The following is a 14348-nucleotide window of genomic DNA, read 5'->3' as shown; positions in this document are numbered from 1 at the left end:
CAGCAAGGCCAAACACAAGCTGATAAACTCGCCGCCTGCCCGAATCGCTGCGGCGAACGCCATCTGAACAGAGCCGAAATCACTGTGGAAATCTTCAAAGAGTTTACCTTCGAGTCCGCCCACCGCCTGCCTCACGTCCCGGACGGCCACAAGTGCGGGCGCCTGCACGGGCACTCGTTCAAAGTGGCGATCCACCTGAGCGGCGACCTCGATCCGCACACCGGCTGGATCCGCGACTTCTCGGAAATCAAGGCAATCTTCAAACCGTTGTACGAGCGCCTCGATCACAACTACCTGAACGACATCCCAGGTCTGGAAAACCCGACCAGCGAAGTCCTGGCCAAATTCATCTGGGCCGAACTGAAGCCCCTGCTGCCGGAACTCAGCGCGATCCGCATCCACGAGACCTGCACCAGCGGCTGCATCTATCGCGGCGAGTGACCCAACTCCCCGTGTAGGAGTGAGCCTGCTCGCGATCGCGGTATATCTTTCCCGCTATGTTGACTCAAAAGACGCCATCGCGAGCAGGCTCACTCCGACAGGGGAACAGTGATTTTTCGAGAACTCAAAACAGCCTTTAACGGCTGACTTTTTATGCCTATGCTCTTGGCCTTCCAATCCGCCAAGAGGACAGCCCATGACGAACTGGCCGCTGGATCAAGTCTTTGACTTCAACGGACACAAGATTCGCTACGCCATTCACGGCGATGGCCCGCCGCTGGTGTTCGTGCATGGCACGCCGTTTTCGTCCTACGTGTGGCACCGCATCGCACCGTATTTTTTCGCCAGTCACCGCGTGCACTACTTCGACCTGCTCGGTTACGGCCAGTCCGAACAAGCGGATGCGGACGTGTCCCTCGGCGTGCAAAACGAGCTATTGGCGCAACTGCTCGAACACTGGGATCTTGATTGCCCTGACGTCGTCGCCCACGATTTCGGCGGCGCCACGGTGTTACGCGCCCACCTGCTCAATGGCAAGAACTACCGCAGCCTGACCCTGATCGACCCGGTGGCGCTCACGCCTTGGGGTTCGCCCTTCGTACAGCATGTGCGCCAGCATGAAGCGGCGTTCAGCGGCCTGCCCGATTACATCCAGCGCGCCATTGTGCCGACCTACATTCGCGGGGCAATTCATCGCGACATCACCGATGACGAACTGGCACCCTACGTGAAACCCTGGCTGGGCGATCCGGGACAAGCGGCGCTTTACCGGCAGATTGCGCAAATGGACGAATGCTACACCGTCGAAGCCGAGCCGCTGTACCCGACGATTCGCTGCCCGGTGCAAATCCTTTGGGGCGAAGAAGATCAATGGATTCCCATCGAACGCGGCCGGGCGTTGCACCGGATGATCCCGAACTCGCAATTTCATCCCATCGCCAACGCCGGCCACCTCGTCCAGGAAGACGCCCCCGAAGCCATCGTCGCCGCCCTGCTGCGCTTCCTCCCTTGTTGCTGATCCACCGCGAAACCTGTGGGAGCTGGCTTGCCAGCGATGACGGAGCACCGGTCAACATTTGCATTGGCTGATGCACCGCAATCGCTGGCAAGCCAGCTCCCACATTGTGCCTCGGTGCGTTCAGACGCACCGCTTTCGCGCCGAACTTCGCCGTGTCGTCTATACATACCCGCAATCTCTCGGTTGGCACGACCACTGCAACCCTCCTCGCGTCCTCTCTCCTCACCCAAGGAACGCCTCCATGACGCAAAGCGCCCCCGGCAACGATTACCCCCTCAGCGAAGTCCCCATGCATGCCCGCAAAGGCCTCGCGTCAACAGCGATGGTGTTACTGGGTTTCACTTTTTTTACGGCGACGATGTTTGCCGGCGGCAAGCTCGGCGTGGCGTTCAGTTTCGGCGAGATGCTTGCCGTGATCGCCATCGGCAATCTGCTGCTCGGCCTGTACGCAGCGGGTCTGGGTTACATCGCGTTCAAAAGCGGCCTCAATTCGGTGCTGATGGGGCGGTTCTGTTTCGGTGAAGTGGGCAGCAAGCTCAGCGACCTGATCCTCGGGTTCACCCAGATTGGCTGGTACGCCTGGGGCACGGCGACGGCGGCTGTGGTGATCGGCAAATACTTCGAATTGAGCGAAGGCACCGTGCTCGCACTGATGGTGCTGTTCGGCCTGATGTTCTGCGCCACGGCATACGTCGGTTATCGCGGGCTGGAGATTCTGTCGTACATCGCGGTGCCGGCGATGTTGCTGTTGCTGATGTTGTCGATGTGGGTCGCGACGGTGAAGGTCGGCGGTTTCGACGGTTTGCTGGCCGTGGTGCCGACAGGTTCCCTGGATTGGTCGACCGCGATTACGCTGGTGTTCGGCACCTTTGTCAGCGGTGCGACTCAGGCGACCAACTGGACGCGGTTTTCCCGCTCAGCCAAAGTCGCGGTGCTGGCGAGCCTGATCGGTTTCTTCATCGGCAACGGTCTGATGGTGCTGATCGGGGCTTACGGCGCCATCGTCTATCAGCAGCCGGACGTGGTTGAAGTGCTGCTGTTGCAAGGTTTCGCCATGGCCGCGATGGCGATGCTGTTGCTGAACATCTGGAGCACCCAGGACAACACCATCTACAATTTCGCCGTCGCCGGCTGCAACCTGCTGCGCACCCAACGGCGCAAAACCGTGACCTTGGGCGGCGCGGTAATCGGCACCCTGCTCGCCTTGCTCGGCATGTACGACATGCTGGTGCCGTACCTGATTCTGCTCGGCACGGTGATCCCGCCGATTGGCGGCGTGATCATGGCGGACTTTTTCTTCCGCTGGCGCGGGCGTTATCCGCGTCTGGCCGACGCGCGGTTGCCGGCCTTCAACTGGCCGGGCCTCGGGGCTTACGCGGTCGGTACGGTGGCCGCATTCAATTCGCCGTGGGTCGCGCCGCTGGTAGGCATCGCCGCTGCCGCGCTAACGTATGTGCTCGTGACCGGGGCACTCGGCGCCCGCAGCGCTGCCGCACCTCTACAAGATCTATAAAAGGATTCGCCTGATGCACATCATCAACGCCCGCCTGCGCAACCAGGAAGGTTTGCACGAATTGCACGTCGACAACGGCCTGATCCGCAGCATCGCACGGCAGACCGAAGCCCCGACCCTGGGCCCCGATGATCTCGACGCCGGCGGCAATCTCGTCGTGCCGCCCTTCGTCGAGCCGCATATTCATCTGGACGCCACACTGACCGCCGGCGAGCCGCGCTGGAACATGAGCGGCACGCTGTTCGAAGGCATCGAATGCTGGGGCGAACGCAAGGTCACGATCACCGAAGAAGACACCAAGACCCGCGCGAAAAAAACCATTCAGGCCTTGGCCGCCCACGGCATCCAGCACGTGCGCACCCACGTCGACGTCACCGACCCGCAACTCACCGCACTCAAGGCAATGCTCGAAGTGCGCGAAGAAAGCCGTCACCTGATCGACCTGCAAATCGTCGCGTTTCCCCAGGAAGGCATCGAGTCGTTTCGCAACGGCCGCGAATTGATGGAAGAAGCGATCCGCATGGGCGCGGACGTGGTCGGCGGGATTCCGCACTTCGAATACACCCGCGATCAGGGCGTGAGTTCGGTAAAGTTTTTGATGGATCTGGCCGAGCGCACCGGTTGCCTGGTGGACGTGCATTGCGACGAAACCGACGACCCGCACTCGCGCTTTCTTGAAGTGCTCGCCGAAGAAGCGCGCAGCCGCGACATGGGCTCGCGCGTCACCGCCAGCCACACCACGGCAATGGGTTCCTACGACAACGCTTATTGCGCCAAGCTGTTCCGCTTGCTCGGCCATTCGGGCATCAGTTTTGTCTCCTGCCCGACCGAAAGCATTCATCTGCAAGGGCGCTTCGACAACTTCCCGAAACGCCGTGGCGTGACCCGGGTCAACGAGTTACTGGAAGCCGGGATGAACGTGTGTTTCGGCCAGGACTCGATCGTTGATCCGTGGTATCCCTTGGGCAACGGCAATATTCTGCGCGTGCTGGAAGCCGGTCTGCACATCTGCCACATGCTCGGTTATCGCAACCTGCAAAGTGCGCTGGATCTGGTCACGGACAACAGCGCCCGGGCGATGAACCTGGGCGAGCGCTATGGGCTGGAACCGGGGCGGCCGGCGAATTTGCTGATTTTGTCGGCGGACAGCGATTACGAAGTGATCCGCAGCCAGGGCTTGCCGCTGTATTCGGTTCGCGAGGGTAAAGTGTTGATGAAGCGGCAGATGCCGGTGGTGGAGTTCAGCACGGGTCTGCGTTGAGATCTTCGTTGAAGCCAGTGGCCTCATCGCTGGCAAGGCAGCTCCCACAGGATTCGAGGATGGGCGAAAAACCCTGATCAACCGCAATCACTGTGGGAGCTGGCTTGCCAGCGATGGCGTCAGCGAAGGCAATTCATTATCCACGGTTATTTAAACCTCCCTTTAAATCGCCAATTAATCCAATAAACCTGTCACGTCTGACAGCAGACACCCCCTCCGTCCCGGCGCACAGTGCCTCCAGGAACCATCGTTCCCGGAGGATCGATCATGAATCGGACTGCACTGTCCTGCCTGCTTGTCAGCTGTTTGTTGACCTTTGCCGCAACCGCCGAAGACAGCGTCGTCGTACGCAATGGCTCCGGCGAAGAGATTTTGTTGCAAGGCTTTCACTGGAATGCCAGCCGCAACACCGAAAAATGGTATTCAGTGCTGTCACGTGCCGCGCCAACCATCGGCAAGGATGGTTTTACGATGATCTGGATGCCCCCACCCTGGGCGGATGATTCCGAGTGGCGCAGCGCTACCGCGCAGGGCGGTGGCGAAGGTTATTTCTGGCACAGTTTTGACAAGAACAGCCGCTACGGCAGTGATGAACAACTCAAGCAAGCATCGGCGGCCCTGACGCAGGCCGGAGTGAAAGTCGTTTTTGATGTGGTGCCTAATCACATGAGCGACCAGCGCGTCGATTCGATGTTTCCACAGGGTCGCAACGAATGGCGTCGTGATTGCAGCCAATGCGATGAGGGCGAACCATTCATGGACGGCAGCGCTGACCTCAATACCGGCAACGCCCAAGTGTTCGAAACCTTCAAAAATGAATACATCAACCTGCGCGATCAATACGGTGCGCAAGGGCTTCGTTTCGACTTCGTGAAAGGTTATGCGGCAGAAACCGTTGATCGCTGGATGAATGCCTTTGGTAACGAGCAGTTCTGCGTCGGCGAGTTTTGGCAGGCTCCCGGTGAGTTTCCATCCGGTGACTGGCGACGCAACGCCAGTTGGCAGGATGCACTGAAGGATTGGTCTGATCGTTCGCACTGCACCGTCTTCGATTTCGCGCTCAAGGAGCGGTTCCAGAATGGTTCGATTGCCGACTGGCGACACGGCCTCAACGGCAATCCCGATCCGGCCTGGCGACGCAGCGCAGTGACCTTTGTCGATAATCACGACACCGGCTACTCACCGGGCGCAAACGCGGGTCAGCATCATTGGCCACTGGTCGAAGCACGCCGTAATCAAGCCTATGCCTACATTCTTGCCAGCCCCGGCACACCGACCGTGTACTGGCCGGACATGTACGACTGGCAGCGCGGTGACCTGATTCGCAAATTGATTGCATTGCGCAAAACCGCGGGCATCCGTGCGGACTCAGCGATTCGCTTCCATACGCAGTATTCGGGTTTGGTGGCATCTGTCGCCGGCACGCGCACTACGTTGGTCATTGCACTGGATTCCGATCTTCAGCGTTTACCACAAGGACAGCCAACGCCCACACTCGAATGGGACAACGGAGCAATCCGGATCTGGGCCACGGCGGCGGAGCCGGCAACGGTCAAGGTTCGCTTCAATTGCGATAACGCACGCCCGCAACCCGGCGAAAGCATATTCGCCGTGGGCTCATCGCTGGAACTCGGCGTCTGGGATCCGCGACACGCCATTGCGCTGACCGCCAACGGCGAGCGCTGGAGCACCGTTGTCGAAATGCCTGATTCACAACTCATTCAATGGAAGTGCATCGCACGCGGGCAAAGCCCTGACGCAGTGCGCTGGCAAGCAGATCCGGACGTCAGCTTTAGCAGCGGACCGTCGGTCGAAACCAATGGACGGCTATGACAATGCCATTCACACGTCGATGATCGATCGCGCAGTGCCGAACAGGCGTACGCCCGTCAACTCGCCTACTTGCTCCTCCAGCAGAATAGGCGCCGTGCCACCGGGCATGACCACATGCACTTCGCCAGCCTTGATCCATCCCACTCGCCATGCGGCGCAGGCCACGGCGCTGGCGCTGGTGCCGGAAGACGCCGTCGGCCCTTCGCCGCGCTCGAACACTCGCGCCTGCACACGCCCCTCGGATTCAAGTGCCGCCCACTGCAAATTGACACCGGCCGGGCAGGGTTCGCCGGCTCCCGTGGGCATTACATAAGCGATTCGCTTCAAGCCTTCGGCCAATGGCGGGATTTGCATCTGCGCATTGCTCGGCAAGTCGGAGGCATCGGGAATCAGCGTCACGCAATGGGGGTTGCCGATGCGCACGAACTGGCTGTGCGCCCACGTCGGATCGAGTTGTGCCAGAGGCTGCACGCGGCTCACCTCACGACCCGCAAATGTCACCGTTTCCACCTCGACAGCACCCACCGCCGACGGCCCGAACCCAGGCCGGCCGAGATCCAGCCAAAAGCCTTGCACGCCGTCGACTTCGGCCGGTTTTACTGACGTATCGACCGGCGACGAAGTATCGCGTTTGTCGTGATGCACACGCAGCAACGCGCCCTCTTCCGGCATCAGACCCTGCTCATGCAGCGCCTGGGAAAAAATCGTCAAGCCATTGCCGCTGCGTTCGGCCAGCGTGCCGTCAGTGTTGACGATCAGCAGATCGAACGGCGGCCAAGCCTGGAATGGGCCGATCAGCAAACCATCGCTGCGATGAGCCTTGGCGTTCACCGGGCGCAGACCTTCGGGCCAATCGCAACAGGCGGCCACGGCGGCGTGGTTCCAGCGCTGACGCGACGTTGCACATTCGGCCGCCGTGTCCGGCAAATCGATCCCTGCCTGGCGTAACGCCTCAGGTGAAACCACACCGTACACATTGCCGCGTGCGTCGTAGAACCGCGTCATGAAAAAGCCCCTTTACCCGCCGGATCGATGGCGGCCACTGTAAAGGAAAAACAAAATCGAAAGATCTGGCTTGTATGTTTTGGATCGAACATGCCTTGTGCAAGGATAGGCGCCTGAACCTCAGACCCGGCCTGGGTGTCCTTCGGGGACGTGACGTTTTTTGCCAAGGATCGATATGACCAGTCTCAATGCCCAAACCCCTTTTGTTCCCGGACGCTTGGAGCAGATCTCCACCCGCATCGCCTTTTTCATCGCCGGCCTCGGCATCGCGGCCTGGGCGCCATTGGTGCCGTATGCCAAGGCGCGGGCCGGGCTGGATGAAGGGACGCTGGGCCTGCTGCTGTTGTGCCTGGGCGTGGGTTCGATTCTGGCGATGCCGTTGGCGGGTATTCTGGCCACGCGATTCGGTTGCCGGCGCGTGGCCACGGGCGGCACGCTGCTGATCTGTGCGGCGTTGCCGTTGCTGGCGACGGTGTCGTCGATTCCCGCGTTGGTCGCCACGTTATTCATGTTTGGCGCCGGGCTGGGCACGGTGGATTCGACGGTGAATCTGCAAGCGGTGATCGTCGAGCGGGCCAGCGGCAAAAACATGATGTCGGGGTTTCATGGTCTGTTCAGCCTGGGCGGTATTGTCGGTGCGGCCGGTGTCAGCGCCTTGCTCGGTCTGGGTCTGTCACCGTTGGCGGCGATGCTGGTGGTGGTGGCGGTGTTGATCGCGGCCATGCTCAAAGCCGTGCCGCACATGTTGCCTTATGGCAGCGAGAGTTCGGGTCCTGCATTTGCGGTGCCCCATGGCATCGTGCTGTTCATAGGCGGGATGTGCTTCATCGTGTTCCTCACCGAAGGCGCGGCGCTGGACTGGAGCGCGGTGTTTCTGATTCAGGAGCGCGGGATTGCGACGGCTTATGCGGGATTGGGCTATGCGGCGTTTGCCCTGACCATGACAGCGGGTCGTTTGACCGGTGACCGGATCGTGCGGCGACTGGGTGCGACACGGGTGATTCTGTTCGGCGGTTTGACGGCAGCGGCGGGGCTATTTTTGGCAACGTTCGCGCCGAGCTGGCAAGCAGCGCTGGTCGGTTATGCACTGGTCGGTGCGGGGTGTTCGAACATCGTGCCGGTGCTCTATACCGCCGTGGGTAAACAAACCGTGATGCCGGAAAGCATCGCCGTCCCGGCCATCACCACCCTGGGTTACGCAGGTATTCTGGCGGGGCCGGCGGTAATCGGTTTCGTCGCCCATGCCAGCAGTTTGAGCTTTGCCTTCGGGTTGATGGCAGTGCTGCTGGTGGCGGTGGCGATAGGCGGGAAAGTGTTGAAGGTTTAGAACGGAAAAAACCGCAGCCTGCGGCAACTCGTGCCCGCCATTTTTGGTGCCCACGATCCCTGCAGGAACCGGGCAAGCCCGGCGCCTACAGAAAATTTGGGTCATGACCACAAACCATAACGCGAACGTGTTTACCCGCGATCAGGTCGATACCAATCAGAAACCAACGCTGGCCTGCACAAAGAACGTGCGCGGTGTGCCCACGTACATGCCCGCGTTGTTGTCGCTGGAGCGGGTGAAATATTGCTTGTCGAAGATGTTTTTCACCCCGGCGCCGACCTTCAGGTTCGACAACTGTGAACCGAAGTCATAACCGCCGCGCACGTTCCAGGTGACATAACCCGGAATGTCGCCGTACTGCCCGTCTGCCGTGCCTTCGGTGATGTAGTTGTTGCTGAAACTGCCGTCGGCGTTCACGCCGGTGCCCGGTGCGCGCTGCTTGGACTGGGCAAAACCGTCGATGTTGTAAGTCCAGCGATTGACGTCGTAACGCAGGCCGACGGTCGCGACCTGACGCGAGTAATACGGCAGGTCGCGGCCCTTGAAGCCGGGAATTTCGCCTTCGTACGTGGCGCGGGTGTACGTGACCCCAGCATTGGCGGTCAGGCCATCAAGACGTGGATCGAGTGCCGCCAGGTCGTAGTGCACCGACGCTTCGATGCCCTGGTGTTTGGTTGCGCCGAGGTTGCTCCAGCCGACGTCATTACTGACGTATTGCAGTTCGTGATCGAAGTCGATGTAGAACAGCGTCACTTCCCCGCCCCACACGTCATCGTTGAAACGTGTGCCGATTTCGTAAGTCTTGGCCTTTTCCGGCTCCAGGCCGTTGGCGGTTTCATCGCCCGAGCCACCCTGGCCGAGCTGAAAATATTGCAGGCTGCCGAACGAGGTCTCGTAGTTGGCAAACAACTTCCACGCATCGGACATGTGATACATCACGCTCAGCGCCGGCAGCGGTTCGTTGCTCTCGATGCTGCGGTTTTTCTCCGGAACGCGCCGGCCGGCGGTATCGAGCACCGCGCGGTCGTGCCAGTCGGTGCTGATGTGCTCGAAGCGAATGCCCGGCGTCACCGTCCAGTTGCCGACATCGATCTTGTTGTCGATGTAGACCGAGTTCGCTTCGGTGCCGCCGGTGCGATCCTGGAACACGTGACCGTCGGATGTCGGCGTCACCACCGGTTGATTGTTGACCAGCGCGAGTCGGCTGGATTGCTCGTGCATCGCTTCTTTGAGGTAGCGATAACCGACGCTGACTTCCTGGGTGGTCGGGCCGACATCAAAGACGCGAGACACGCGCGGTTCAATGCCCAACGTGTAGTAGGACCGCGGAAACGAGCTGAGGGTTTTCTGGTCGCGGGCGGCGATGGTGCTGCCACGGAAGCTGTCGGAATAGTAGGTCAGCACTTCGGCCTGGGTGCGCTCGTCGATCTGGCGGATCCACTTGAACGACACGTCTTTGCGCCGCCCGGTGAAGCCGTCGTAATCGCGATCCGACTGGAACGGCTTGTCGTCGTACTGCTGCTGCGTGAGGCCGCCGGGCATGTCGGCGCTGGCGTCGTAATAGTGAAAGTTGAGACTGAAATCGTCCTGATCCGTCGGCGCCCAGTGGGTCTTGAGGATCACGTCGTCGATGTCGTTGCTTTGGTTGCGCTCGCGGTAACCGTTGCCATTCACGCCCGAGTACAACAGCGCCATGCCGATGCCGTTGTCGGCCGTGCCGCCGAGGAAAGCGGTGTCGATGTGCTTCCAGCCGCCGTGCTGCGACGTTTCCAGGGTGGTGCCGATTTCACCGGTGGTTTTTTCCGGGATCGCACGGGTCACGAAGTTGATCACGCCGCCGACGTTTTGTGGCCCGTAGCGCACCGAACCGGCGCCGCGTACCACGTCGATGCTGTCGAGATTGCCGGAGGAAATCGGTGCCATCGACAGTTGCGGCTGGCCGTACGGCGCAAACGCCGCCGGTACGCCGTCAATCAACACCGTCGAGCGTGGCGACAGGCGCGAAGTGAGGCCGCGCACGCCGACGTTCAGCGAGATGTCGCTGCCGCCAGTGCCGTTGGCTTCCTGCACTTGCACACCGGGTACACGGCGCAACACGTCGCCAACGTTCATGGCGCCCTGCTCGACCATGGCTTCGCGACGGATCACCGTGCGCGCGCCAGGGTGATTCTGCACCACGGCAGCGTCGGCGTCGCCGAGCCAGTCGCCGACCACTTTGATGTCGGTCACACCCAGTTCCAACGGGCCACCGGCGGCGGCCGTTGGTGCCGGCGCCAAGGTCACCGAGCCTTCGTTAATCTGATAATTCAGGTCGCTACCCTGGAGCAATTCACGCAAGGCTTGCTCCGGCGAGAGATCACCCTCCACCGCCGGCGCTTGTTTGCCGGCGACCAGATCGGGGCTGAAAAACACTTGCAGCGACGTCTGCCGGCCCAGTTCGCTCAAGGCCTGACCCAACGGCTGTGCGCGGATATGAATGGCCTCGGCGGCAATGGCCAGCGGCGTGGCGGTATTGACCGCCAGCGCAAGCGCGAGCGGCAACCAGGGGATTTTTTTGTTGTTGGCGAGGGTGTTTTTCACGTCGAACGGAGTCCTGTGGATCGCAAGAGTGTGCGTCTGTTAATGCAAACCAGTTGCAGTTGACAGGAAGACGATGAACTCGAAAAAAACCTGAATTTTATTTTGAAATTATTTCCTGACTGCCATCCGGCAGGTTGCGCACGGCCACCGGCAGGATGCTCGGCAGGGCTTTGAGCAAGGCGTCGGTGTTGTCGGATTTGAACACGCTGGTCAGGCGCAGATTGGCGATAGCGGGGTTTGCAACGGTCAACGGCTTATCGCGATAGCGCGACACTTCTGCCGCCACTTCACCGAGGCTGGCATTGTTGAACACCAGTTTGCCGCTGCGCCAGGCCGTCAGTTGCGCCGGATCGATCGCATACGCGGCGGCCACTTTGCCTTGCTCATCGACCTGAGTGCCGAGGCCAGCGGTGAGGCTGACGAACTCGTCCTCCGGCGCATGACTGCCCTGCACTTTCACCGTGCCCTGCTCCACCGCGACCCGGGTTTGCATGGGGTCGCGGCGCACATCGAAGCGCGTGCCGGTGACCGTGACCTTACCGCTGCCGGCCTCGACCACGAACGGCCGATCGCTGTCGTGCTGGACGCTGAACATCGCCTCGCCCTCGCTCAACTCGACGACGCGGCGATGTTTTTCATAGCGCACCTGAACGTGGCTGCGACTGTTGAGATCCATCGTCGAACCGTCCGGCAACGCGACATGCCGACGTTCGCCGAGCACCGTGGCGAAATCGGCGCGGTAACCGCGCGGGTCATTCAAACCGCTGAACAACCCCAGACCGATCGCCACCGCCAGCAGGCCGGCTGCCACGACGTAACGCACCAGTGGCGGACGTTTGCGTCGTGGCGGCGGGGGTTCGCACAAGGCTTCAAGACGCTGCGTCGGCACTAAATCGGCTGCCGACCACAAGCCCTGCAGCAAGAGGAATTCGTCACGGTGCTGAGGGTGCTCGGCCAGCCAGGCATCAAAGCGCTGCTGCTCGTCGACACTGACGGCCGGCTCCTGCAAACGCACAAACCAGCGTGCCGCCTCATCGCGCACCGTTGTTCGCCCGCACGCACAATCACGAATATCCGTCATGGAATGTCCTGTTTGGCTGAGGGTTCAAAAGGGAATCTGCTCGTGTCGGCGCTGCCGGAGGCTGCGATCTTTTGCGCGTCACGACACCTCATGATTGCGCCCCGTCCAGGCGATCACGCAGATGCCGCAGGGTGCGGATCATATACTTTTCCACCATGTTCCTAGACAGCCCGAGGCGCTCGGCGATTTCCGCCTGGGTCAGGCCTTCGATCTTCTGCCAGACGAAAATCCGACGACAATTGACCGGCAGTTCGGCGAGCGCCCGTTCAATGGAGTCGGCCAACTGGATCGCATGCATGTAATGCTCCGGGTCGCCGGTTGGCGAAGCACTGTGATCGAACGTCTCCGACTCCACCGCACCGCGCCGATCCTCGCGCCGATAACCGTCCACAGCGATGTTGCGCGCGGTCTGGTGCAAATATGCACGGGGCTGTTGCACCGCTGCCGCATCGGATTCAAGCACCCGCACAAAGGTGTCGTGCGCCAAGTCTTCGGCCTGCTGACGGTTGCGCAGGCGACGAGTCCAGGTGCCGATCAACTCTTCGTAATGTTCGAGGAAGCCGGGTCTGCGGGGCAGCATGGGGTTCATTGCAGCGTGCTGGGGAAAGGGCCGTGAATAGTAATGCTTCCTATTAAGCCCGGCAATTCATTCCTTGCTGTAGGAGCGAGTCTGCTCGGCGCCTGCCGGGATTTGGGTCAAACCGGACATTGCGATTCGCCCCAAATCCTGTGGGAGCCTGGCTTGCCAGCGATAGCGTCGGGTCAGTCGATGAAGACGTCGATCATGCCACCCTCATCGCTGGCAAGCTGCTCCCACTGGGATTGTAGGAGCGAGTCTGCTCGGCGCCTGCCGGGATTTGGGTCAAACCGGAAATCGCGATTCGCCCCAAATCTTGTGGGAGCCTGGCTTGCCAGCGATAGCGTCGGGTCAGTCGATGAAGAGGTCGACCATGCCGCCCTCATCGCTGGCAAGCCAGCTCCCACAGGGATTGTGTTGGCTCATGACGTCCAGATTCACCGCCAGACATTGTAGGAGCGAGTCTGCTCGGCGCCTGCCGGGATTTGGGTCAAACCGGACATTGCGATTCGCCCCAAATCTTGTGGGAGCCTGGCTTGCCAGCGATAGCGTCGGGTCAGTCGATGAAGAGGTCGACCATGCCGCCCTCATCGCTGGCAAGCCAGCTCCCACAGGGATTGTGTTGGCTCATGACATCCGGATTCACCGCCAGACATTGTGGGAGCGAGCAGGCTTGGCTCCTGCCGGGAATTGCGTGGAGGTCTTAGATCTGCGGGGTTTTGCGGAAGCCGACGGCCAGGCGGTTCCAGCCGTTGATGGTGCTGATCGCCACGGTCAGGTCGACCATTTCCTTGGGCGAGAACTGCGCCGCGACGACGTCGTAGTCTTCATCAGGGGCGTGGGTCAGGCTCAGTTGGGTCAGGGATTCAGTCCACAGCAGTGCGGCGCGCTCGCGGTCAGTGAAGAAGGGGGCTTCACGCCACGCGGTCACGGCGAACAGACGACGCGGGGTTTCGCCGTCCTTGATTGCATCGGCGGTGTGCATGTCGATGCAGAATGCGCAGCCATTGATCTGCGAGGAACGCAGCTTGACCAGTTCGATCAGTGACTTTTCCAACGGCAGTTTCGAGACGGCGGTTTCCAGGGCGATCATGGCTTTGAGCGCCTCCGGGGAAGCGGTGTAAAAATCGAGGCGAGTTGTCATGGTGGCTCCGAGGCATGTGAATGTGTGACTAAATTAGTCCCGCTATGGCCCCGGACAAATAGCCAATCTCCCGGAAGACGGGTAGGCCACTTCCGGAAAAACCTTGTAACGAACCGACCGCTCGTCATCCGGTCGGCACTCGTCGCTCTCCTCGCCTGACCAATATCAGGTAGCGACCCACTTTGCGGAGACAAACCATGATGACGCGCAAACTCACTTCACTTCTACTCGCCGGCCTGTTGGCGACCGCTTCGGCGGCCAGCTTCGCCGCTTCGAACGACAGCACGGATGCCACCGGCACCAAATCCGGTGCCACCAGCGGTTCGACCATGCCGCCGGATAACACCCCGGGCTCGCCTGCGGGCGGTAACAGCACCGGCAATGATGGATCCGGTAACGCCGGTTCTACCGGTACGGGCACCGGCACCAATGGTGGCGCCAGCGGTTCGGGTTCGGGCGCAGGCGGCGGCACCGGATCGGCAGGTGGTGGCACCGGCGGTGCGGGCGGTGGCTCGGGCAGCTGAACGAACAAGAGCCACCCCAGGTGACCCGTTCCCCTGTAGGAGCG

12 protein-coding genes are annotated in these 14348 nt (G+C 61.0%); 7 read left to right on the top strand and 5 right to left on the bottom strand.

What is annotated here, in order from left to right; all coding sequences use genetic code 11:
* Nucleotides 1-84: 84 nt before the first annotated feature.
* The 5 genes from queD to GIW69_RS24065 all read left to right on the top strand — a co-directional run bounded on the left by queD (nucleotide 85) and on the right by GIW69_RS24065 (nucleotide 6066).
* A complete protein-coding gene (gene queD, locus GIW69_RS24085; protein WP_008056290.1) occupies nucleotides 85-441 on the top strand; it encodes a 6-carboxytetrahydropterin synthase QueD in 357 nt (118 codons plus the stop codon).
* Between the two features lie 196 nt (nucleotides 442-637).
* Nucleotides 638-1459, top strand: coding sequence for an alpha/beta fold hydrolase (locus GIW69_RS24080; RefSeq protein ID WP_236485269.1), 822 nt, complete (start codon nucleotides 638-640; stop codon nucleotides 1457-1459).
* Between the two features lie 241 nt (nucleotides 1460-1700).
* Nucleotides 1701-2972 (top strand): cytosine permease, encoded by a 1272-nt coding sequence (codB, locus tag GIW69_RS24075; protein WP_236485268.1) that lies wholly within the window; start codon nucleotides 1701-1703, stop codon nucleotides 2970-2972.
* A 13-nt stretch (nucleotides 2973-2985) separates the two neighbouring features.
* Nucleotides 2986-4233: a cytosine deaminase gene (gene codA, locus GIW69_RS24070; protein ID WP_236485267.1), complete on the top strand. Its 1248-nt coding sequence runs from the start codon at nucleotides 2986-2988 to the stop codon at nucleotides 4231-4233.
* 267 nt (nucleotides 4234-4500) lie between these two features.
* Complete coding sequence (locus GIW69_RS24065) at nucleotides 4501-6066, top strand: glucan 1,4-alpha-maltotetraohydrolase domain-containing protein (RefSeq protein WP_236485266.1); 1566 nt, start codon at nucleotides 4501-4503, stop codon at nucleotides 6064-6066.
* Nucleotides 6067-6075: 9 nt separating this feature from the next.
* Here the strand turns inward: GIW69_RS24065 and GIW69_RS24060 are convergent, their stop codons facing one another.
* The gene (locus GIW69_RS24060; RefSeq protein WP_236485265.1) at nucleotides 6076-7071 is read right to left on the bottom strand and encodes a diaminopimelate epimerase; all 996 of its coding nucleotides are present in this window, start codon (nucleotides 7069-7071) and stop codon (nucleotides 6076-6078) included.
* A gap of 175 nt (nucleotides 7072-7246) precedes the next feature.
* On the opposite strand from GIW69_RS24060, the gene GIW69_RS24055 reads away from it, so the two are divergent.
* Nucleotides 7247-8398 carry an MFS transporter gene (locus tag GIW69_RS24055; RefSeq protein ID WP_236485264.1) on the top strand — a complete coding sequence of 384 codons (1152 nt, stop codon included), beginning with the start codon at nucleotides 7247-7249 and terminating at the stop codon, nucleotides 8396-8398.
* A gap of 156 nt (nucleotides 8399-8554) precedes the next feature.
* Here GIW69_RS24055 and GIW69_RS24050 read toward each other — a convergent pair whose 3' ends face one another.
* From GIW69_RS24050 to GIW69_RS24035, 4 genes are all read right to left on the bottom strand, one after another.
* On the bottom strand, nucleotides 8555-10978 hold the full coding sequence (locus GIW69_RS24050) for a TonB-dependent receptor (RefSeq protein WP_236485263.1): 2424 nt from the start codon (nucleotides 10976-10978) through the stop codon (nucleotides 8555-8557).
* Between the two features lie 97 nt (nucleotides 10979-11075).
* Nucleotides 11076-12059, bottom strand: a complete 984-nt coding sequence (locus tag GIW69_RS24045) for a FecR family protein (RefSeq protein WP_236485262.1) — start codon at nucleotides 12057-12059, stop codon at nucleotides 11076-11078.
* Nucleotides 12060-12147: 88 nt separating this feature from the next.
* Nucleotides 12148-12648 (bottom strand): sigma-70 family RNA polymerase sigma factor, encoded by a 501-nt coding sequence (locus GIW69_RS24040; RefSeq protein ID WP_236485261.1) that lies wholly within the window; start codon nucleotides 12646-12648, stop codon nucleotides 12148-12150.
* Between the two features lie 691 nt (nucleotides 12649-13339).
* Nucleotides 13340-13780 carry a carboxymuconolactone decarboxylase family protein gene (locus GIW69_RS24035; protein WP_236485260.1) on the bottom strand — a complete coding sequence of 147 codons (441 nt, stop codon included), beginning with the start codon at nucleotides 13778-13780 and terminating at the stop codon, nucleotides 13340-13342.
* Nucleotides 13781-13977: 197 nt separating this feature from the next.
* Here GIW69_RS24035 and GIW69_RS24030 point away from each other — a divergent pair, with 197 nt between their 5' ends.
* A complete protein-coding gene (locus GIW69_RS24030; protein WP_236485259.1) occupies nucleotides 13978-14304 on the top strand; it encodes a hypothetical protein in 327 nt (108 codons plus the stop codon).
* Nucleotides 14305-14348: the final 44 nt, after the last annotated feature.

It is taken from the genome of Pseudomonas syringae (assembly GCF_021605415.1).
Lineage (GTDB): Bacteria > Pseudomonadota > Gammaproteobacteria > Pseudomonadales > Pseudomonadaceae > Aquipseudomonas > Aquipseudomonas syringae_S.
Note: the sequence above shows the minus strand (reverse complement) of the source record. Positions and strands in the feature narration are given on the sequence as shown.

Coding starts and splice junctions, on each gene's coding strand:
- GIW69_RS24030 (WP_236485259.1), top strand. CDS start 13,978: ATGATGACGCGCAAACTCACTTCACTTCTACTCGCCGGCCTGTTGGCG.
- codA (WP_236485267.1), top strand. CDS start 2,986: ATGCACATCATCAACGCCCGCCTGCGCAACCAGGAAGGTTTGCACGAA.
- GIW69_RS24055 (WP_236485264.1), top strand. CDS start 7,247: ATGACCAGTCTCAATGCCCAAACCCCTTTTGTTCCCGGACGCTTGGAG.
- GIW69_RS24080 (WP_236485269.1), top strand. CDS start 638: ATGACGAACTGGCCGCTGGATCAAGTCTTTGACTTCAACGGACACAAG.
- GIW69_RS24045 (WP_236485262.1), bottom strand. CDS start 12,059: ATGACGGATATTCGTGATTGTGCGTGCGGGCGAACAACGGTGCGCGAT.
- GIW69_RS24065 (WP_236485266.1), top strand. CDS start 4,501: ATGAATCGGACTGCACTGTCCTGCCTGCTTGTCAGCTGTTTGTTGACC.
- codB (WP_236485268.1), top strand. CDS start 1,701: ATGACGCAAAGCGCCCCCGGCAACGATTACCCCCTCAGCGAAGTCCCC.
- GIW69_RS24060 (WP_236485265.1), bottom strand. CDS start 7,071: ATGACGCGGTTCTACGACGCACGCGGCAATGTGTACGGTGTGGTTTCA.
- GIW69_RS24035 (WP_236485260.1), bottom strand. CDS start 13,780: ATGACAACTCGCCTCGATTTTTACACCGCTTCCCCGGAGGCGCTCAAA.
- GIW69_RS24040 (WP_236485261.1), bottom strand. CDS start 12,648: ATGAACCCCATGCTGCCCCGCAGACCCGGCTTCCTCGAACATTACGAA.